Source organism: Pseudomonas sp. NFACC45, assembly GCF_900113505.1.
Lineage (GTDB): Bacteria > Pseudomonadota > Gammaproteobacteria > Pseudomonadales > Pseudomonadaceae > Aquipseudomonas > Aquipseudomonas tehranensis.
The window spans coordinates 315,785-337,666 of record NZ_FOPO01000007.1 but is presented as its reverse complement, the minus strand read 5'-3'; the positions used below and the strand labels follow the sequence as shown (position 1 = coordinate 337,666).

At 60.7% G+C, this 21,882-nt stretch carries 11 protein-coding genes and 1 pseudogene; 6 read left to right on the top strand and 6 right to left on the bottom strand.

Going from position 1 to position 21,882, the window contains the following annotated elements; genetic code table 11:
• A pseudogene (locus BM132_RS28475) lies at positions 1-2,237 on the bottom strand (hypothetical protein); the annotation flags it as partial.
• Between the two features lie 473 nt (positions 2,238-2,710).
• Between BM132_RS28475 and BM132_RS15625 the strand changes: the two are divergent.
• A complete protein-coding gene (locus BM132_RS15625; RefSeq protein WP_092456520.1) occupies positions 2,711-3,049 on the top strand; it encodes a DUF6124 family protein in 339 nt (112 codons plus the stop codon).
• Positions 3,050-3,239: 190 nt separating this feature from the next.
• Here the strand turns inward: BM132_RS15625 and BM132_RS15620 are convergent, their stop codons facing one another.
• Positions 3,240-3,599, bottom strand: coding sequence for a PilZ domain-containing protein (locus BM132_RS15620; RefSeq protein ID WP_092393423.1), 360 nt, complete (start codon positions 3,597-3,599; stop codon positions 3,240-3,242).
• Between the two features lie 292 nt (positions 3,600-3,891).
• On the bottom strand, positions 3,892-4,266 hold the full coding sequence (locus tag BM132_RS15615) for a tetratricopeptide repeat protein (protein ID WP_092393426.1): 375 nt from the start codon (positions 4,264-4,266) through the stop codon (positions 3,892-3,894).
• 375 nt (positions 4,267-4,641) lie between these two features.
• Here BM132_RS15615 and pyk point away from each other — a divergent pair, with 375 nt between their 5' ends.
• Positions 4,642-6,093 carry a pyruvate kinase gene (gene pyk / locus BM132_RS15605; protein ID WP_092393429.1) on the top strand — a complete coding sequence of 484 codons (1,452 nt, stop codon included), beginning with the start codon at positions 4,642-4,644 and terminating at the stop codon, positions 6,091-6,093.
• Between the two features lie 344 nt (positions 6,094-6,437).
• On the opposite strand, the gene BM132_RS15600 is transcribed toward pyk, so the two are convergent.
• Genes BM132_RS15600 through BM132_RS15590 form a run of 3 tightly spaced genes read right to left on the bottom strand, consistent with a single transcriptional unit; the run spans position 6,438 to position 9,250 of the window.
• Positions 6,438-7,187, bottom strand: coding sequence for an enoyl-CoA hydratase-related protein (locus tag BM132_RS15600; RefSeq protein ID WP_092456513.1), 750 nt, complete (start codon positions 7,185-7,187; stop codon positions 6,438-6,440).
• Positions 7,188-7,215: 28 nt separating this feature from the next.
• Positions 7,216-8,151 carry an iron-sulfur-binding ferredoxin reductase gene (locus BM132_RS15595; RefSeq protein ID WP_092456510.1) on the bottom strand — a complete coding sequence of 312 codons (936 nt, stop codon included), beginning with the start codon at positions 8,149-8,151 and terminating at the stop codon, positions 7,216-7,218.
• Complete coding sequence (locus BM132_RS15590) at positions 8,144-9,250, bottom strand: GGDEF domain-containing protein (protein WP_092456544.1); 1,107 nt, start codon at positions 9,248-9,250, stop codon at positions 8,144-8,146. Before BM132_RS15590 ends, BM132_RS15595 begins: the two co-directional genes overlap by 8 nt.
• A gap of 526 nt (positions 9,251-9,776) precedes the next feature.
• Between BM132_RS15590 and BM132_RS15585 the strand changes: the two genes are divergently transcribed.
• From BM132_RS15585 to BM132_RS15570, 4 genes are all read left to right on the top strand, one after another.
• Positions 9,777-11,300, top strand: a complete 1,524-nt coding sequence (locus tag BM132_RS15585; protein WP_047227110.1) for a fumarate hydratase — start codon at positions 9,777-9,779, stop codon at positions 11,298-11,300.
• A 312-nt stretch (positions 11,301-11,612) separates the two neighbouring features.
• The gene (locus BM132_RS15580) at positions 11,613-16,094 is read left to right on the top strand and encodes a SpvB/TcaC N-terminal domain-containing protein (RefSeq protein ID WP_092456507.1); all 4,482 of its coding nucleotides are present in this window, start codon (positions 11,613-11,615) and stop codon (positions 16,092-16,094) included.
• A gap of 34 nt (positions 16,095-16,128) precedes the next feature.
• Positions 16,129-18,861, top strand: a complete 2,733-nt coding sequence (locus tag BM132_RS15575) for an RHS repeat domain-containing protein (protein ID WP_092456504.1) — start codon at positions 16,129-16,131, stop codon at positions 18,859-18,861.
• 145 nt (positions 18,862-19,006) lie between these two features.
• On the top strand, positions 19,007-21,820 hold the full coding sequence (locus BM132_RS15570; RefSeq protein WP_092456501.1) for an RHS repeat-associated core domain-containing protein: 2,814 nt from the start codon (positions 19,007-19,009) through the stop codon (positions 21,818-21,820).
• The last annotated feature ends 62 nt before the right edge of the window (positions 21,821-21,882 follow it).

Sequence of the window (21,882 nt, the reverse complement as noted above, 5' to 3'; positions counted from 1 at the left end):
GCGGTCAGCACTTTGGGCTCGCCCAGGTCCGTTTGGAATTGCGCATCACGCACCTGCATCGACGCCTCGGCCATGCCGTCACGCCCGCGCACGGTCAGCACGCGACCGACGTCGGCATTGGGAGTGGGCTGTGTGATCACCGGTTTGCGCATCGGCATGGCAACCGTGAATGTCCTTTGCGCCTCCGGCGAGGGTTGCTGGGCGGCGGTCTGGATCAGGGTCGCGGTGTGAGTGATCTCCGGTGCAAACGGCTCGTCGCGCCGGAATCTCCAAGTGCCGTTGTCATTGTTGACGGGGTGTTCAGTGGGGCTGTCACTGAACGTGAGTGTCAGCACAGCCCCTGGCCAGCAGGTGCCGCTGAGGTTGGGCGAGAGGCCATTTTCCACGGGCGCGTCCATGACGGGTGCCTGAGGTGGGATGGTGACCTCAAGTTTGATCCATTCCGGCGACGGTACCCCGTTCAAATATTGCTTGATATGGACTTCCCGTTTGAATGTCGGCCCCCACACCTCTGATGCCGTGCTCTGCCATTGACCGGAGGACACCCGGGCATCCGGGGCCGCCTTCGACTCACCACCGGGGTTAAACAGCATCACCGTCGCACCGTTGAAACCTTTACCCGAGAACACGGGCCGGTAGACCGCTGTGTAGGTGATATCGGTCGGGTCGGGAAGGATCAGGTTGACGGGGAATGTGTATGGCTGCGAATCAATCCAGCCATTGTTGCCGTCAGGAAACCGCTGGATAGCCCTCAGGCTGTACGAGCCAAATGGCCAGTTTGTCGCGGTTGTGTTCCAGCGGCCTCCATTCACCGACGCAGGGGCTGGCGCTGTGACGCTGGGGCCGCTGACGACCGTGATCTGCACGGTTGCACCGGTGTAGCCGCTGCCTTCGAACTTCACTGAAGTGTCGGTCGGGGTGGTGACGGTGACGGCGGTCAGCTTGGGGGGGCGGACTCTGAAGGCTCGAGCAGCGCTCAGTCCCGACGTGACATTTTGATAGGTTTGCTCGGCCACCAGAGAAACCGGTCCTGCCGGCACTTGCACCTCTGCGCTCCAGCCCCCGTGCGCATCTACGGGGCCATCACCCACCAGCGTACCTTTCAGATCAATTTTCACTGCAACTTTGGTTGCTCCCGCCATTCCTCCTGTTCCAGAGACGGTAAAGCTCATTTCCTGATCAGTCGTAGGCCCAGAAATATCTGGCGGCCCTACAATCGTGAAAGTGTTCCACCAGGTAACGTCGGTGGGCCCACTTTCAAATCGATACTGAGCCTGAGCGGATACAAGTCCACTGCGCACAGTCTCTTTGAGTGGAGCCTCCCATGTTTTATCTTGCTTCACCTGAACAGTATTCGTTAGATGATCAGACTGGTCGAGAATTCGAACTACCACAACAGAAGTTCCAGGGTACCCGGTGCCTCTGAAGATAGCTTCTCGACTGGATACTATTGAGCCCGAGTTGGGCGCATCAAGAGTCATTCTAACTTTAGAAACAGTTTTTTGGTTCGAGTGACCGGAATCGACTGCATTGACCTGTTGGATAGCGTGATAAGTTGCACTATCAATACTTACCATGTGACACCTGGCCGTCCAACTCCCATCAGGCTCGATATTTGCTATCCCCATCACTGCGTCGTTATCAACATTCATAATCCGGATACTGCCACCAGAAACACCGCCGGTACCCACAGCATCGAAGTATGGTTGGTGAGGAATATCACCCGATGGACCTGTAATAGATGGTGTAGGTGGAGGTGGTGGCGGCGGCGAAGTGTAAGAATACGTTGCATTAGCATAGATATGAGGATCGCCGGCGCTCGTATCATATGTATATTTGTAATACACCGTTGCCAACCTACTATTCCCTGCCACGATTGGAGTCTTGTTAAGCTGGTGCCATTTCCCATCTTGAATGGCATCATCATTCGTCAGCTCGACGTAATCCGTATCGCCTGCCGACACTAATTTTATACGGACATTACCTTTCCTACGACCATTATTGTTCGCACTGTAACTTGGATTATTCAACTTAAACGACTTGCCATCTGCAGACCACTCATACGTCGCCTGAAAGTTCGACCATACAGCCCCACTCCCAGCTTCCAGAAACACAGTCCCAGTCAAACCTTCAGGAAAAGAAATATCTTTGGAGCCAGTGGTACTGGCGTTGTTTATTTCCTCCTCGCCATCCACTTTGTTTGTTCCGTTTTTCTCGGCAGAGTCATCATCCATCATCCAATCACTCAATAATTAGTCAGAATAAAAAAGTGTATTTCCAGCAACTTCACCAATACACCTATTTGAGTCAGTTAATAATAAATTGGCCTACTCAAACACCTGTCAGGTCCGACAGTGCCGACGAGCGGCAGGTCATGGCGTAAGCAGATGCCTGACTGACTACAGCGCCTTGCGCAACGGACTACAGATCCGCCAGAATCCGCCGGCTTGTGCACCTTGGCCTTGCCCCGTAACTTGATTCGTGTCGCTGATAACCAGCGATCGGGTTTAGTCGCCCGCGGTATGTCATCAAGGTGCATTGCGCCTCCATCAGCCAGGCTCCCTACTCCTGTGCTTATGGTGGCTGTGCGCAGGGCGCTTCGGCGCGCCGGTTTTTGGTGACACTTCCCCGGTCGACTAACCTGCGTACAGCCGCCACCCTTCGTTTAGTCGCGAAGAGGTCAAGGCACCTATTGAAGGGAAGATCACCAATGTTCAAAGCCACACCAAATCCCCCGCACAATCCCCTCGACGCGAGAAAACTCGACAAAGCCGCCCAGAAAGCCCTGGACCACTACCTCAAGCCCGACACCCCAGAAAAACCCGCAAGACAACTGGATTACTTCATCGTCGCCCCCGACGCCGACCCCGAAGGCATGCTGGCGCACACCTACGAAACCTTCTGCTCAGTGAGCACGCTGATTCTGGATTTATCCGAAGACCTGGAAGGCGCCCCGCGCAACCTGGCCCTGGCAATTCACCAGATGGGCGAGATGGGGGTGTTGTTGCTGGAGAAGTTGCTGGATAACGAAGCGAAGGTTCAGCGCTGAGGGCTCAGGCGACTGAATGACTCAAGATCATGAAGGACCTGTGGGAGCGAGCCCGCTCGCGATGACGGTGGGTCAGCAGACATCAATGCTGAATGTGCCGACGCCTTCGCGAGCAAGCCCGCTCCCACAATGGATTGAGTACACCCGCAAGAGCCAGGCGTTGCGCCCTGGCTCTCTCGCAGAGATGGCCTCAAGCCGACTCTGGCAACGGATGAAAACTGAAATACTGCTGCAGCGCACTCACCAGTTGCCCGTATTCCGGCGGCGCCCACTTGAGGCTGAAACCGGCGTCGAAATGCTGCGGGGTCACGTCCTCATGACACCAGAGGCAACTGGCCTTTAATTCGATGTCCAACTGCGGTCCCTCATCGGCAGGGATCTTGAGGTGCAGATTGAAGTCCGCGCCGACCATCAGCGGCAAATGGCTGATCAGCATCAGCCCATCTGCCGAGACGTTGCCCAAAAAACCGATGGGCCTGTCGTTCATACCGTTGAACACACGCAGGAAATACGGCAATTGATGCCGCTCGATTCGCCTCTTTTTGTACATGTCCTGTATCGCTTTTTGAACCACCCCGTACAGGGGCTACCGGATACTTCGGAACGGGCATGAACGGGCCCGCTCTCCCCGATCCCGGTGCCAGACGCTTGCAAGCGCGTTGGCCCTACTTCTGCCGGTCACAGGTGCCTCTTGAAATTAGAGACCTGGCTCTAATCATATTTGTACAAATATAGCTCAGGGTTTGGCGGCAGCCAGTCCGGGGCGACAGTTTCATCAAGCGCCATGGTACAAGGTAGAAATGGCCCGGGATTGCCCCTGGCCATTGCCTTGACGGACGGTATCAGAACGCGGTGGGGCGGATCGCCGGGGCGCTGCGCAGCGGATAATGGCCCAGGCTCTGCAAGGTTTCGAGGCGGGCACGGGCGCGGAAGGCGTATTCGCTGTTAGGGTATTGGGTCAAGAGGAACTGGTAGGTTTGCGCTGCATCGACAAACAGCTTCTGCCGTTCCAGGCACTGGCCACGCATCATCGAGACTTCCGGCTGCATGTAGCGCCGGGCCCGGCTGGCGCGGTCGACCTTGGACAGCTCGAGCATCACCTGCTCGCAATTGCCCCGCTCGTAGGCCTTGTAGGCCAGGTTCATATGATGGTTCATCGACCAACGGGTGCAGCCCGTGATGCTCAGGGCCAGGGCAATAAAAAGCACGAATCGCATGGGAGGTTCTCCTGTCTTGAGCTTTGTATCGACCTGGTTGGGAAAAACTTCAAACAAATCCCATGATCGCCGCACGCCTCTGTAGGAGCTGCCGAAGGCTGCGATCTTTCCTGAAGCCAGTTGAATTTCAAGCCAAAGATCAAGATCAAGATCAAGATCAAGATCAAGATCAAGATCAAGATCAAGATCAAGATCAAGATCAAAAGATCGCAGCCTTCGGCAGCTCCTACGGGAATAGATGAGCCCTGGCGCAGGCGCAAAAATTTTCAAGAATGTTCATTTCGAAAAACAAACGAAAAAGTAGTGCACATGAACAATGACTACACCCAAAGAGCATAGTAGCCTTCGCTGGCGCTTGAACCTGAGGAGTCTTGCATGTCCGTCCGTCGCACCAAAATCGTCGCTACCCTTGGCCCGGCCAGTAACTCGCCGGAAGTTCTCGAACAGCTGATTCTGGCTGGCCTGGACGTTGCCCGTCTGAATTTCTCCCACGGCACCCCCGAAGAGCACAAGGCTCGCGCCAAGCTGGTACGCGACCTCGCTGCCAAGCATGGCCGTTTTGTCGCCCTGCTGGGTGACCTGCAAGGCCCGAAGATCCGTATCGCCAAATTCGCCAACAAGCGCATCGAGTTGAAGATTGGTGACACTTTCACCTTCTCCACCAGCCACCCGCTGACCGAAGGCAACCAGCAAGTGGTCGGTATCGACTACCCGGACCTGGTCAAGGATTGCGGCGTGGGCGACGAGCTGCTGCTCGACGACGGTCGCGTGGTGATGCGCGTCGACACCGCCACCGCCACCGAACTGAACTGCACCGTAACCATCGGCGGCCCGCTGTCGGACCACAAAGGTATCAACCGGCGCGGCGGCGGCCTGACAGCCCCGGCCCTGACTGAAAAAGACAAGGCTGACATCAAGCTGGCCGCAGAAATGGAAGTCGACTACCTGGCCGTGTCCTTCCCCCGCGACGCGGCTGATATGGAATACGCCCGTCAACTGCGTGACGAAGCCGGCGGCACCGCCTGGCTGGTGGCCAAGATCGAACGCGCCGAAGCCGTGGCCGACGACGAAACCCTGGATGGCCTGATCAAAGCCTCCGACGCAGTAATGGTGGCCCGTGGCGACCTGGGCGTGGAAATCGGCGACGCCGAGCTGGTGGGCATCCAGAAGAAGATCATTCTGCACGCGCGCCGCCACAACAAAGCGGTGATCGTCGCGACCCAGATGATGGAGTCGATGATCCAGAACCCGATGCCGACCCGCGCCGAAGTGTCCGACGTAGCCAACGCCGTGCTCGACTACACCGACGCCGTGATGCTCTCGGCCGAAAGCGCCGCCGGCCTCTACCCGCTCGAAGCGGTGCAGGCCATGGCACGCATCTGCATCGGTGCGGAAAAGCACCCCACCAGCAAGACCTCCAGCCACCGCATCGGCAAGACCTTCGAGCGCTGTGACGAGAGCATCGCCCTGGCGACGATGTACACCGCCAACCACTTCCCGGGCGTGAAGGCGATCATCGCCCTGACCGAAAGTGGCTACACGCCGCTGATCATGTCGCGCATCCGCTCCTCGGTGCCGATCTACGCGTTTTCCCCGCACCGCGAAACCCAGGCTCGCGCCGCCATGTTCCGTGGCGTCTACACCGTGCCGTTCGACCCGGCCGCCCTGCAACCGGGCGAAGTCAGCCAGGCTGCGGTGGACGAACTGGTCAAGCGCGGCGTGGTGCAAACCGGCGACTGGGTCATCCTGACCAAGGGCGACAGCTACCACACCATCGGCGGCACCAACGGGATGAAAATCCTGCACGTTGGCGACCCGATGGTCTGAATGACCGGCCGCTGAAAAACAAAAGCCCCGCCATGTGAATGGCGGGGCTTTTGGGTTTTGCCGCCTGAAAAAGGTGTTGCCTGGGCTGGCGCAATCGCGAGCAGGCTCGCTCCCACAGGGGATCTGTGGTGTTCATGGCTAATGTGTTCAACACCACTCCTTTGTGGGAGCGAGCCTGCTCGCGAAAAGTGGTGGATCAGCTTGCACCCGTGTTGAATGTGCCGACGCCTTCGCGAGCAAGCCCGCTCCCACAGGGATCTGTGGTGTTCATGGCCAATGTGTTCAACACCACTCCTTGTGGGAGCGAGCCTGCTCGCGATTGCGCCAGCCCATGCACTACAAAACTAGTGCCGGTTGATAAACCCCGACAACGCCTCTAACGCCTCGGGCGAGCGCAGTCGCTGGGTGAATAGCCTACCCTCCTCTTCGATCACGACACGCAGTTGTTCCCGGTCCGGGGCCTTCATCAGTTGTTTGCTGATGCGCACCGCTTCAGCCGGCAGCGATTCGAAACTCAGTGCCACGTCCCGCGCCTTGGCCAACGCCGCCTCGCCACTGTCCAGCGCCTCGGTGGCGATGCCCCAGGCTGCCGCCTGTTCGCCGCTCAAGCCCTCGCCCAACAGCAGCAACTGCGCGGCCCTGGCCTGGCCGAGCAGCCTCGGCAGGATCAGGCTGGAGCCGAATTCCGGACACAACCCCAGGCTGACGAACGGCATTCGCAGCCGCGCGTCCCGGCTGACGTAGACCAGGTCACAATGCAACAGCAACGTGGTGCCGATGCCCACCGCCGGCCCGGCCACCGCGGCGATCACCGGTTTGCGGCAATCGAGCAGGCTGAGCATGAACTCGAATACCGGGTTGTCGAGATCGGCCGGCGGCTGTTCGAGAAAGTCGACGATATCGTTGCCGGCGGTGAAGCAGTCATGGGAACCGCAGATCAGCACCGCGCTGATCTGCGGGTCGACGTCAGCCATCGCCAAAGCTTGGGCCAACTGGCTGTACATGGCCCGGGTCAGGGCGTTTTTCTTTTCCGGGCGATTGAGGCGCAGGGTCAACAGGCCGCGTTCGCGTTCAAGCAGCAGGGTGTCGGTCATGGTCGGTCTCGCGTCTGAAGATCAGCGCTCAACCACGGGTCAGGAAGACATCGGCCAGCAGTTGATTACGCGGCAGGCCAGCCAGGTAGAGGCGCTTGGCAAAGGCCTCGACCCGGTCGGGATGGCCGCAGAGTAAGGCCTGGGTTTGCCGGGAAACAAGCCGCAGTTGCGCCAACGCAGACGGCGCCTCGGCCGTGGTCAGCAGCTCCACGGTGAGGTGTTGATGCTTGGCCGCCAGCGCTGCCAGGGGTTTGGCCAGATAGTGCCCGGCGGCATCATGGGCCACGTGAATAAGACGAATCGTGCCTTGGTGATGCTGATGCAGGGCTGAGCGCAAAAGCCCGAACAACGGTGCCAGGCCGGTGCCGGCCGCCAGTAGCCAGAGCGGCTTATCGTGCCACTCGGGATCGTAATGCAGGGCACCGCCGCGCAACTCACCGAGAAAAATCGGGTCGCCCGCTTTCATCTGTCGCGCCGCATCGACGAACTGGCCGGGCTCGCGGCAATCGAGGTGAAACTCCAGGAAGCGGTCTTCTTCGGGCAGACTCGCCAGGGAATACGGTCGGGCGACATCACCGGCCCACAACACCAGGTGCTGGCCCGCCCGATAACGCAGCGCCCGCTCAGGAATAATGCGCAAGCGCAGCACGTCGGGACTCAGCCAATCCGCTGCCGTCACCTGGGCGGCACGGCCGTCGCGTTGCGGGTCAAAGGTGTGGATCTGCACATCCTCGATCACCTGGCACTGACACGCCAGCCGCCAGCCTTGCTGGCGCTGCGCGGGGCTCAAGGCATCGGGCCGACTGTCGCGCACGTCACCGTTCACGCACTGCACCAGACACGCATGGCAGCTGCCGGCGCGACAACTGTAGGGTACGGCCACGCCGCCCTGATTCAACGTGTCCAGCAGATTGCTGCCCGCCGCCACCGTCCACTGCCGGTCGGCGACTTTTACTTCAGGCATCGACGTTCTCCCAGGCGGCGGCGCACCGATTGCGGCCGTCTCGCTTGGCACGGTACAAGGCTTGGTCAGCACGCTGCAACGCGTTGTCCAGATCGTCACCCGTCTCCAGCATTGTCATGCCCACTGACAGGCTGAGGGAGCCGACCTGCAAGCCGATCAACTCGACTTCAGTAAATGCCAACCGCAGCCGCTCGCAACAGGCCGTCAGCCGCGAGGGGTCGCAGGCCGGCAGCAGCATGACGAACTCTTCGCCACCGTAACGGGCCAGGACGTCACCTTCGCGCAGGCAGGCCGTGGCGACGCCGGCGAATGCCTGAAGCACCTGATCACCGGCGGCGTGGCCGTGCAGGTCATTGATGCGTTTGAAATGGTCGAGGTCGATCAAGGCCAGGCCATGGGCAACACTGGGCCGGAGGGTATTGAGCTCACGGGACGCCAGGCGCAGGAAGTGTCGGCGGTTGAACAAGCCGGTCAGTTCATCGGTGGCCACCAGATCTTCGAGCTGACGCATCATGCCGCGCAGGGTGTCCTGATGCGCCTGCAAGGCAAACCGCCGCTGACGCATGCGTTGGCGCGAGTTCTGTACGTAACTGGCATAGAGCACCAGCCACACCAGCACGATAAACAGCACGCACACCTGCAACGCGGCCAGCGTGGGGTCGGGAAGCCTGAAGAAGTAACCGTCCCAGAGGGTAATGGCGGTGAAGCTGAAAAACACCAGCATCGCGCAGCGCACAAAGGCCCGCCGGGACAAGTGGAACAGGCCGAACAGCAGGATCAGCACATAGAACACCAGGAACACGCCGCGAGCCTGGTCCAGATGCGTCATCATCCAGGTCTGCCAGCCCAGGCCGATCAGTACCTGTATTTCCGTAAGACTGGGGTCGGCGAACCGCAGATTGCGGTCGGTGATAAACAGCGCGAACAGCCCTGCCTGGCACAACACCACCAACACGCTGCCGATGATGACATCGCGCAACGAATCGAGGTAATGACCACTGAAATATGCCAACCACAACAACACCAGTGCCAGCGCGTAAGTCGCGGCCGCCAAGGCGAAGCGTTTCAGCAAAAGACGTTGAATGGCGTTATGGGTCAATCGTTGACTCACCATGGGAAAGGAACTGACAGGAGGCGTCCTACGCTACAGGCCAGACGCCACTTTAGTGGCGTGCAGGGCAAATGACCATTCAATTCTGGAGCAGAAAAATGGCGTCAAAGCAATGGCCCAGATTGACGCAGTTGTTTGATGCTAAAGGGACCTTGTGGTGATGGGATTGATCTGTGGCGAGGGGATTTAATTTATCTGTGGCGAGGGGATTTATCCCCGTTTGGCTGCGAAGCGACCCCAAAACAGTCGAACGAGATCGGCCTGACACACCGAGTTGCCTGGTTATGGGACTGCTGCGCAGCCCAGCGGGGATAAATCCCCTCGCCACAGATAAATCCCCTCGCCACAAAGGCAGCTCGCTCCCACAGGGTGCCTGCCTGCGATATACTGCCGCGCCTTTTTAGCGTCGCGCCAGCATGCCCGGCGTGCCTTAAGAGGTGCCGTCCGTCGACCGATGCACCCAAGCGGGCGGTACCTTACTGAATGTTCCCGTCTTTAGAGAGGAGCGCGACTCATGACCGTGATCAAGCAAGATGACCTGATTCAGAGCGTTGCCGACGCCCTGCAGTTCATTTCCTATTACCACCCCGTGGATTTCATCCAGGCGATGCATGAGGCCTATCTGCGCGAAGAATCGCCGGCGGCCCGTGACTCCATGGCGCAGATCCTGATCAACTCGCGCATGTGCGCCACCGGCCATCGGCCGATCTGCCAGGACACTGGCATCGTGACCGTGTTCGTGCGCGTGGGCATGGACGTGCGTTGGGATGGCGCGACCATGAGCCTGGACGACATGATCAACGAGGGCGTGCGTCGCGCCTACAACCTGCCGGAAAACGTCCTGCGCGCCTCCATCCTCGCCGACCCGGCAGGTGCGCGTAAAAACACCAAGGACAACACCCCGGCCGTCATCCATTACTCCATCGTCCCGGGTAACACCGTGGAAGTGGACGTGGCGGCCAAGGGTGGCGGTTCCGAGAACAAATCGAAGATGGCCATGCTCAACCCATCCGACTCCATCGTCGACTGGGTCTTGAAAACCGTACCGACCATGGGCGCCGGCTGGTGTCCACCGGGCATGCTCGGCATCGGCATCGGCGGCACCGCCGAGAAAGCCGCAGTCATGGCCAAGGAAGTGTTGATGGAATCCATCGACATTCACGAACTCAAGGCCCGCGGCCCGCAGAACCGCATCGAAGAGATGCGCCTGGAGCTGTTCGAGAAGGTCAACCAACTGGGCATCGGCGCCCAGGGCCTGGGTGGCCTGACCACCGTGCTCGACGTGAAGATCATGGACTACCCGACCCACGCCGCCTCCCTGCCGGTGTGCATGATCCCCAACTGCGCCGCCACCCGCCACGCCCACTTCGTGCTGGACGGCACCGGCCCGGCGTCGCTGGAAGCGCCACCGCTGGACGCCTACCCGGAAATCGTCTGGGAAGCCGGCCCGTCGGCGCGCCGGGTGAACCTCGACACCCTGACACCTGAAGACGTGCAGAGCTGGAAGCCGGGCGAAACCGTCCTGCTCAACGGCAAGATGCTCACCGGTCGCGACGCGGCGCACAAGCGCATGGTCGAAATGCTGAACAAGGGTGAAACCTTGCCAGTGGACCTCAAGGGTCGCTTCATCTACTACGTCGGCCCGGTCGATCCGGTAGGCGACGAAGTGGTAGGCCCCGCCGGCCCGACCACCGCCACGCGGATGGACAAGTTCACCCGCCAGATCCTCGAGCAGACCGGCCTGCTGGGCATGATCGGCAAATCCGAGCGCGGCCCGACCGCCATCGAAGCGATCAGGGACAACAAGGCGGTCTACCTGATGGCCGTCGGCGGCGCCGCTTACCTGGTGGCTCAGGCGATCAAAAAGTCCAAGGTCCTGGCGTTCGCCGAACTGGGGATGGAAGCGATCTACGAGTTCGAGGTCAAGGACATGCCGGTGACCGTGGCGGTCGATAGCAAAGGCGAGTCGGTACACATCACAGGTCCAGCGATCTGGCAGAAGAAAATCAGCGACAGCCTGGCGGTGGAAGTGCAGTAACTCGCAGGTTGACGCCATAAAAAAGGCCGGTGGGCGACAAACCCACCGGCCTTTTTTTTTGCGCAGTTTTGCCCCCCCACCTGTAGGAGCTGTCGAGTGCAACGAGGCTGCGATCTTTGCCTTATTGATTGAGTCTGAAGCGAAAGATCAAAAGATCGCAGCCTCGCTGCACTCGTCAGCTCCTACCGCGCAGCCGTTCATCGGCAGGCCCGTCGACCTGTCAGATCTGACAGGTTACCCAATGACCATCTCTTGGCATCCTGAAGCCATGCCGGGTATTCGCCCTGGCGTCGGCTAACAGAGATGATCCCGATGGCAGAACAAACGCCCCTCCAGATCGTGACCCCGACCATCGCCGGCAGTGCTTCTATCGCCACCCTCGGCAACAGCCTCGGCCCTGTCGGCACACGCGGGGCAAGTTCTTTTGAGCTGCCGTTACCCCTCTCCACCGCCCGTCACCTGACGCCGGCGCTGGCCCTGCATTACAGCAGCCAGGGCGGCAACGGCATCTTCGGCATCGGCATGCAGCTTTCCATCGCCAGCATCACCCGTAAAACCAGCAGAGGTGTGCCGCACTATGGCGATGAGGATGTCATGGTTGACGCCGATGGGGTTGACCGCTGGCCCGAACTCAACGCCGAACCGCTCATTCGCCCCCTGGCGGGCCCCGGCAGTGCCACTTGCTCGGTGGTGCGTTATTACCCCAGGACCGAAAGCAGCTTCGATATTTATGAACTGTGGACACCCACCGACGGCCAGCCAGCGTTCTGGCGTGTCCAGGGCAGCAACGGCCATTTGTATTGCTACGGCAAAACCGACGCGTCGCGCATTGCCGAGCCTGAAGCCGAAGCCGAACCCGAACCCGAACCTGAGCCCGATCCCCCAAAACCACCGCGCATCGCCGAATGGTTGTTGCTCGAAGAAGTCAGCCCGGCAGGCGAGCACATCTATTATGAGTACCAGGCCGACCCCGGCGCGTCGGACGGCCCCCACGACTACCGTGCCCAGCGCTACCTACGGCGGGTGTGCTATGGCAACGCCAGCGCCAACGACACCCTGTATTGTTTCGAAGAGGCCGACCCGGCCCAGCGCAACTGGCACTTTCACCTGCTGTTCGACTACGGGCAACGTACCCTCGATCTTGCGCAACAACCTTCCTGGCAAGCCCCCGAAGAGGCGCCCTGGCTGCTACGCAGCGACCCGTTTCACAGCTATCGATACGGTTTTGAGGTCGGCACGCGGCGCCTGTGTCATCAAGTGTTGATGTTCCATCACTTCCCCGCCGGGGCCGATACTGAACCTGCGCTGGTCCGGCGGCTGGTGCTGGAATACAGCGCCACCGCCCTGGGCTACAGCCTACTGACGGCCGCCCACTATCAGGATTGGGACGCTGAAGGCGATGTCGACTACAGCCCTCCCGTCGAATTGCAGTACACCGACTTCGACCTGAACCTGGCACCCGAAAAATTCTTCGACCTGGAGACCATGCCCGCCCTCGAAGCCGGCCGGCAATACCAATGCTTGGACCTGTATGGCGAAGGTCTGCCGGGGTTCCTGTGCCGCTACACCGATGCCTGGTATTACCGCGAACCCGAGCGCGCCGGCTCCGATGAAGATGCCATCGGCTATGGCCCGTGGTCACGCCTGGACAGCATCCCGGTCGCCAGCCAAAACCCGGCCGTGATGCAGGTGCTGACCGATCTGACCGGCAGCGGCCGTCTCAACTGGGTCATTGCCCAGCCCGGCATGAGTGGTTTCTATACCCTCAACCCGGACCGCAGTTGGTCGACCTTCACCCCCTTCGATCGTTTTCCAACGGAATTCCTGCACCCCGCCGCGCAACTGGGGGATTTGAACGGCGACGGCTTGCGCTCCCTGGCCATGGTCGGCCCCAAAAGCGTTCGGCTGTACGCCAATCTGCGCGAGCAGGGGTTCGCCCCGGGGGTGAATGTGCCCCATGAACCGGACAGCCCCCTGCCATTGTTCAGTGACTCGCGCAGTGAGCTGGTGCTGTTCGGCAATTTACTGGGCAGCGACAGCACCGAGCTGTGCCGGATTCGCTTCGATGAAATCAAGTGCTGGCCGAACCTGGGTCACGGGCGTTTCGGCGAAGGGTTTGTCATGAGCGCCCTGCCCTTCAGCTACGGCCAGTTCGACGCCGACCGGGTGCGGATCGCCGATCTGGACGGGGCCGGGGCGCCCGCGCTGATCTACCTTAACAGCGACTGTTTCGATATCTACTTCAACCACGGCGGCAATGGCCTTGAGCAAATTCCCGTCAAGGTGCCGTGGCCGGCGGGCGTGCGGTACGACAATCTGTGCCAGGTCACCCTGGCCGATCTGCAGGGGCTGGGTTGCGCCAGTCTGATGCTGAGCGTGCCCCACATGTCACCCGATATGAAGCCCAAGCATTGGCGCTATGACTTCGTCGCGGCGCGCCCCTATCTGCTCAACGCGACGAACAACAACATGGGCTGCAGCACCACCCTGACCTATCGCAGCAGTGCGCAATACTGGCTGGATGAAAAACAACAGCGCCGGGCGAAGGGCGAGCAAGTGACCTGTTATCTGCCCATGGCCCTGCCCTTGTTGGCACGTCAGCAACAGCTGGATGAAATTACCGGCAATTGCCTGACCCAGCGCTTGCGCTATTTCGAAGGCGACTACGACGGCTATCACCGTGAGTTCCGGGGCTTCGCTCGGTTGTACCAGGTGGACAGTGAGTTGCCCGACGGTGAAGCGCAAAGCGGCTTTACCGCGCCGGTCCTGGTCAAAACCTGGTTCCACACCGGCCGAACCGTCAACCAGCCTCTGAAGGACTGTTTCGACGGCGACGATGACGCCGTGCCGCTTGGCCCGGCGCTGTTGAGCCGCTTCCATGAAGGCGACGAGGCCGACGAGATCATCGTGCCCGACCCCGAGACCGCCCGGGAAATGGCTTATGCCTTGGGTAGCCAGGTGTTGCGCACAGAAACCCATCCCGCCGAATCGGGCGATGCGGCCCGGCCCTACACCGTGACGCAACACCGCTATCTGCTGCGCCAGCCCCATCCGCATCACAAAAGCCTGCTGGTCCTGGAACTGGAGACGCTCAGCCATCAATACGACGGTTTTACCAACGACCCGCAAAGCCAGCACGGCATCAATCTGAAATGGAATCTCTACGGCCAGCTTATTCATGGCTTCATCGTCCATTACGCCCGACGCCTTACGCCGCTCGATCCGCCCCCCTTCGACGATGAAGACGAGAACACCTGGTGGCTCGATGCCCATGATGAACAACAGCAGGTGTTCCACCTTGTCGAGAGCCGGGCCACGCACCTGCACCTGTTCGACGAAACCGGCTGGCGTCAGCGCCTGGGCCTGGCCTGGCGCAGTCGGGCCAACGCTTTGCAACGCCCCAAGGGCGAACTGCCGCAAGGCCTCAACCCTCGCCAGATCAGCTATGAAGCCTTCCTTGCACATCACGACTCCCCGCAATGGCAAGCCGCACGGCAATTGGTTGCGCTTGAGGAACAGAACTACCTGCGTGACGACCAAGGCGATATAGCGTTCCAGGCGTTGCTCGGCCCGCTGGAGACGGCCGAGTTCGACAAGCAGGCACTGGACGCCTACGACGCCGTACCAGCGCCCTTCGACATCCGCGGGCAACTGGAAGAAATCGGCTTTGAGCCCATGCCGCTGTTTCTGCCTGAAGATCCGGACGAAGATACCGCCGAAAACCTCTGGTCGAAAAAGAGCGGTTTTGCCACCTACCAATCGCTTGACGGTTTCTTCCAGATCGACGCCCTGCAAGAAACCCAAAGCCATGGCGTTACGAGGCTGACGTACGATGCCTATCACCTGATGACCACCGCCATTACCCTGCCAGACGGCTGCACGACCCAGATCGAATACGACTATCACACGCTGTTGCCGCAGAAAATCATCGACGCCAACGACAACGTGCAGCAAGCGCTGTATGGCCCCGACGGTGTGCCATTGGGCATTACGTTTTTCGGCAGCGAAAATGGCCTGCCGGCGGGCTTCGATGCCATCGACACCTACGTGCCACCCGACGACCAGTCGCCGGCTTACGCCATCGAACACCCCGAAGCCACCCTGGGCAGAATCGCCAGTGCCGTGCGCACCGACGAGTTCAGCTGGATGGGCGCGCTTGACCTCGCCCAAGTCTCCCTTGCCCAGCGCAATGAGTGGATCAGCGCCCGTTACTTGATGCCCAGCGGACATGTCCGCGCTTGGGCACGCATTCACCTGGCGCGGCTGGCCGAACGCACCGCCGCCGAAGAACAGTTGTGGACGCTGATCCAGGCCACGGCCCGAGAGCCGGTTCACAGCGTCGTGCTGAGCGCCGATCGCTACCCGGACGATCCGTTGCAACAGGTGCGCATCACCTTCAGCGCCCTCGACGGATTCGGCCGCACCTTGCAAACCAAGCAGCGGGTCGAACCCGGGGAGGCCTATGCCGTGGCCGAGGACGGCTCCCTGGCGCTACAGAACGGACGACCGTTGCAGCACCTGGCCGACCCGCGCTGGCGCGTCAGCGAACGGGTCGAGTACAACAACAAAGGGCTGGTCACGCGGGTCTATCGGCCGTATTTCGCCGACGCCTGGCGCTACGTCAACGACGCCTCGCTGCGCCTGCACGGCTACCACGACCAGCAGTTCTACGACCCGCCAGGGCGCCTGGTCAAGGTCGTCAATGCCAAGGGGCATGAAGCCTGGCATGTGCATCATCCGTGGTACCTGTGCGAGCACGATTACAACGACACCACGCCGGAATCGGACAGATGAGCAGACAGCCCGCTGCAGCACAGGCCATCGGACGATGACTACGCTGCACTCCCGCACGCCTGACCTGGTGGTCTTCGATAGCCGTGGCCTGCCCGCTCGACATGTCGGTTATTTGCGCAGCCGGGCCACGTCTTCCAGCGTCGCACTGGTCTCTCGCCAGCGCCACAACGCAGCTGGCCACCTCGTTGAACAGTGGGATCCGCGCCTTTTCGGTCACGCGCCCAAACCCAACCAGAACACCCTCTACAACCTTGCCGGCCACCCGCTGCGCACAGACAGCGTCGATGCCGGGTGGCGCCTGGAGCTGCCTGGACTGGCGGATGAATCCCTGCACCGCTGGGATCAACGCGCCAGTCATTGGCGCATCGCCTACGACCAGCGGTTGCGTCCGATAGTTCTGGAGGAACACAGCCAGGCCGCAGCCGAGGTCGACACCTTCACTTACGCCGACGCCACGGCCGACGCCGGTCATAACCTGCGCGGCCAGTTGCTCGAACAAAGCGATCCGTCGGGAACCCTGCGCCTGGACAACTACAGCCTGCTCGGCCGCCTGCTACGAGAAACGCGGGCTTTTGAGGACGGCATGACCTCGGTCAGCCAGTACCGCTACGGTCCGCTGGACAACCTCCTGGAGCAGACCGATGCCGGGGAACACCGGCAACAGGCCGACTACGACCTGGCCGGACAGCTCAAACAGGCGCGGTTACAACTCAATGAGCAGGCCCCATGGCTACCTGTGCTGCAAAACGCTCGGTATGACGCCGCAGGGCAGATCATCGAACAACAGCTCAGCAACGGCATCGTCAACCACTGGACCTACGACCCGGCCGATGGACGCTTGCAACGCCAACAGGCACTGAACAATCAGACGGTCCTGCAAGACTTCGAGTATGCGTATGACCCGGTGGGCAACATCACCCTCATCCTCGACCACGCCTTCACGCCCAGCCACTTCGCCAACCAGCGGGTCGATGGGCATCGCCGGTTCAGCTACGACTCGCTGTACCGTCTGCTCAGCGCCAGTGGTTACGACGACGGCCCGCCCCCGGACATGCCCGGCCTCCCGCAGCCGACCGATCCCAATGACCGGCGCAACTATCTCCAGACTTACGAATATGATCACGGCGGCAACCTGATCAAACTCACCCATGTGCGCGAAGGCGCCAGCCATACCCGCCAGATGTTCGTCGACCCACACAGCAACCGGAGCATACGCTGGGAACCGGGTGACCCCGATCCGTCATTCAATGAGCTGTACGACCGTCACGGCAACCTGCTGCTGCCGCAGCCCGGCCGGGAGCTGAAATGGAACGCTCGCGATCAACTGTCATCGGTGACGCTGGTCAAGCGTGATGCTAGCGCCGACGATCAAGAGCACTACCGCTACAGTCAGGGCCAGCGGGTTTATAAGCGCCACGACACTTACACCGCGACCACCCATCACTTCCACGCGGTGCACTATCTGCCGGGACTGGAGATCCGCACCCGCGACACTGGCGAGCAACTGCACGTCATCACCGTGGACGCCGGACTCGGCAGCGTGCGGTGTTTGCACTGGGTCGCCGGTAAACCGGCGCCCATGCCCGCCGACCAACTGCGCTACAGCCTGCTGGATCATCTGAGCTCAAGCCTGATGGAGTTCGATCAGCAAGCCCGGCTGATCAGCCACGAAGGCTACTATCCGTTTGGTGCGACCGCCTGGATGAGCACGCGCTCGGAGGTGGAAGTCAGTTACAAGACGCTGCGCTATGGCGCCAAGGAAATGGACGTCAGCGGGCTGTATGCCTACGGCGCCCGCTACTATGCGCCGTGGCTGCAACGCTGGATCAGTGCCGACCCGGCCGGGGACGTGGATGGGTTGAACCTCTACGGGTTCGTGGGCAACAACCCACTGCGCTATGTGGATGACAGGGGCACCACCAAAGCCGAGTGGCAGATCATGAACTACTCGGATTTCATTGCAGAACTGGGGACGGAATCGGCCACCGCCCTGGCGCAAATCGACAATGTCATCCACAAGACAAACATCGGCAAGGAAATGCTGAAGAACCTGGCCGGCGAATCCGTCAGTGCCGTGGTCGGTTTTTTGGGTGGTTATGCGGGGGCCGAGGTGTTCGGCGCTGTATCCCCTCAGCTCAACGAGGTCCCTTATCTGGGCGGCCTCGTCGGTGGAAATATAGGCGCCGACGTGGGTGCTGCGTTAGCCGACGCCAGCCTCCCGACTGCCCGTGTACTGCGCCCTCTCATCCCGCAGACATCCGCGATGTCGGTCGAGGCGATTGATCGCAGGATCGGGCTTGGACAGAGCGAACCGCTGTCCTTTTCGGTTCAGGATTTCAGCAGTTTTTTCCTGAACAGGGTCACCGGCTCGGTTATCCCGGCGATGAACCTGCTGAACCTGAGCTCTCGCGCCCAAGAGGCCGAGGACATCAAGATGGGACTGACCCCCGTCAAAATCAAAAAGATCGACACCCTGCTCGCCGAGTGGAAAAGCGCGGTAGAGAGTCGCTGGAGCGCCACCGAAGCGGCCTTCAAAAGCCTGGGGAAATCTGTCGTATACCCTGGCGATGTGCTGCCGAACGTCAACCCTCTGACGACACCGGAAACGTTGGCGCCCATCCACCATTCAGTCCTGCAGCGAAAAACCCTGATCACGCTGGACTACATTGCTCGGGCGCAAAAAGGCATGGCCTGGTACAAAGAAATGAGCACCACGGACAATCAATTCTTGCTCAAGCAAGCCAGGGGCGGGACGTCCAAGAGGTAATACGGCGGTCGCCATCACCCGCAGCATCGGCGCCTGCGCTGTCAGACCTGACAGGTTCCGCCCGGTTCTTTCATTGCTATATTGCTTTGCAAGCGCCCCCTCAGGCCAGGATCGAAACGACGAATTCCCTGGAGGCCGTCGACCGATGAGTACCGTCCATCACCGTACTCCCAACGTCATCGCCGTCGATTGCCGTGGTCTGCCCGCGCGGCAAGTGGTGTACTTGCGCAGTCAGGCTTCGACTCCCGTCGCCGCCCTGATCGCTCGCCAACGCCATAACGCCAACGGCCACCTCGTCGAGCAATGGGACCCTCGTCTTTTCGGCCACGCTCCCAAACCCAACCAGGCCACCCTCTGCAACCTCAGCGCCATGCCATTGCTTACCGACAGCGTCGATGCCGGATGGCGCCTGGTATTGCCGGGCCTGGCAGGGGAAGTCCGGCAGCGCTGGGATCAACGCGGCAATCATTGGCGCATGGCCTATGACCCTCAACTGCGGCCGGTGGCCATGGAGGAAAATGACCAGGCCGGTGTGGACACCTTCATCTACGCCGACGCTACGGCCAATGCCGATTACAACTTGCGCGGTCAGTTGCTTGAGCAGAGCGATCCCTCGGGCACCTTGCGCCTGGACAATTACGCCCTGACGGGCGATCCGTTGCGTCAGGTGCGCCGTTTTGCCGATGGCCTGCCCCACAGCTGCGAGCAAACCTTCGACGCCCTCGGCAGCCCCGTGAGCCAGACCGACGCCGGTGGACATCGGCGGTTCTTGCGACGGGACATTTGCGGGCAGCTCAAACAGCTGGACCTGCAACTTCGGGACGATGACGCGCCACAACCGATTCTGCTGGACGCCCGCTACAACGCCGCTGGGCAGATCGAACTGCAAGATACCGCCAATGGCCTGACCAGTCGCTGGACCTATGATCCGGCCAACCACCTGTTGAGCACCCTCAAGGCCGGAAAAACCGGTGAAGCCCTGCACCAGAACCTGGCGTATTTCTACGACGCCATGGGCAATGTGCTGCGCATCGAAGACCTGACCGTCGCCCCCCTGTACTTTGCCAACCAGCGCGTGGACGGTCATCGCGACTTCACCTACGACTCGCTCTACCGTTTGATCAGCGCCAGTGGTCTGGAGGGCGAGACACCGCACCTGCATCCGGGATTACCCGAGCCGGTCGTGCCCATCGACACCGGACACCGCTTCAATTACACCCAACTGTATGACTACGACACCGGCAACAACCTGACCCGACTGCGGCATGTTCGCGAAGGCAACAACCACACGCAGACACTGCGCATCGCCCCCCACAGCAACCGCGGCGTGCGCTGGGCGGAAGGCGACCCCGAACCGGATTTCGACGCGCTGTTCGATGCCCATGGCAACCCGCTGCACCTGCAACGCGGCGCACAGTCGCTGGTGTGGGACGCCCGCGACCAGCTCAGCAAGGTCACGCTGCTCAAACGCGACAACGGGATGTCGGACGATGACGAAACCTATCTGTACAGCCAGGGCGAGCGGGTCAGCAGGACCCACACCACCGCCAGCACTCACCGCCAGACACGCTATTTGCCAGGCCTTGAGATCCGCACAAGCAACCACGGCGAACAGCTGCACGTGCTCACCTGTTCGTTGGCTCACGGCAGTGTTCGCTGCCTGCACTGGGAAGCGGGCCAGCCGAGCGGCATCGAAGCCGATCAACTGCGCTACAGCCTCGACGATCACCTGGGTTCCAGCACCCTGGAACTGGACCGCCACGGCAGTTTGATCAGCCGTGAACACTACTACCCTTTTGGCGGCACCGCCTGGCACGCCGCCCGCTCCAGCATTGAAGTCGACTACAAGACCTTGCGTTATTGCGGCAAGGAAATGGAGGCCAGCGGGTTGTATTACTACGGTGCGCGCTACTACGCGCCGTGGCTGCAGCGTTGGGTCGGCGCGGACCCGGCGGGTGATGTGGATGGGTTGAATCTATATGGTTTTGTCGCCAATAACCCGATGACGTTTACCGATGACCAAGGGTTGATCGTAGAGACGCCGGCGCAGCGGGATGCCAGGAAGGCGCAGACCGCTGCCTACTGGGAGCAGTGGAAAAAGCGCAACCGACTGAACAAGGAAATCCGGAAGTTCACCGACATCATGAAGCTGACTTCGCGCCGGGCCAGCGAGGCGCAAAAGCAACTGGCCAGCCATCGCTCGGCATCGGCACACACCCAGGCCGCCGCCGTGCGCGTCGGGGCTCATGTCGGAGCCCAGGCCGTCAGCTATGGAGCAGGTGTCGCCGTGGGCATCGGCGCCGCGGCGCTGGGCAGCGTCGCAGGGCCACCCGGTATCGTCGTAGGCGCCGCGCTGGGATTTGCCACCGGCAAAGCGGTAAGCATCGGCCTGGATTATGCGCTGGAACGGCTGAGTCTGAGCGCAGCGGTCAACTTCAAGAGCCGCAAGCTGGACCCTGACAAAATCGTCAAGAAAGGCGAATACAAAAATCTCGACCTCTTTCACTACGCCAAGGCAAAAGCCAAGGATCTGTCCCATGCCGTGAGCGCGCCGACGCAGAAAAGCGTCTTGAAAGCGGGAAAAGAGGTGACCAGCACGGGCAGCAAAATAGCGCTCAAAGCCACAGGCACCCTCGGCGCCAGTGAAATAGGTGCGGTGATTGGCACTGTGTTGGGAACCATTGAGATCATTCATGAAATTGGCGCCGCCAGTCACGAACTCACCGACGCCAAAATCGCCCGGGCGGATACGCACATCAACGGCATGATCGAGGTGTTGAACGCACAGATGGACTACATTGATGCGCTGTTTGCCCAGGCTGAAACCGGCGCAATCAATACTTACCAGCCGCTCAGTAAAATGTTTGGAGCGTCGAGCGGTGACACACCTCAAACCTTGAGAAAGAGAATGGAGGTGACCATCGGCCAGTTGAAATTGACTCAAAGCATGCTCAGATAGCCTCTGGGGCCGGGGCGCATCACGGCAGGCAGACGGCGTGCTATCGTGCCTGTCCTGTCCAG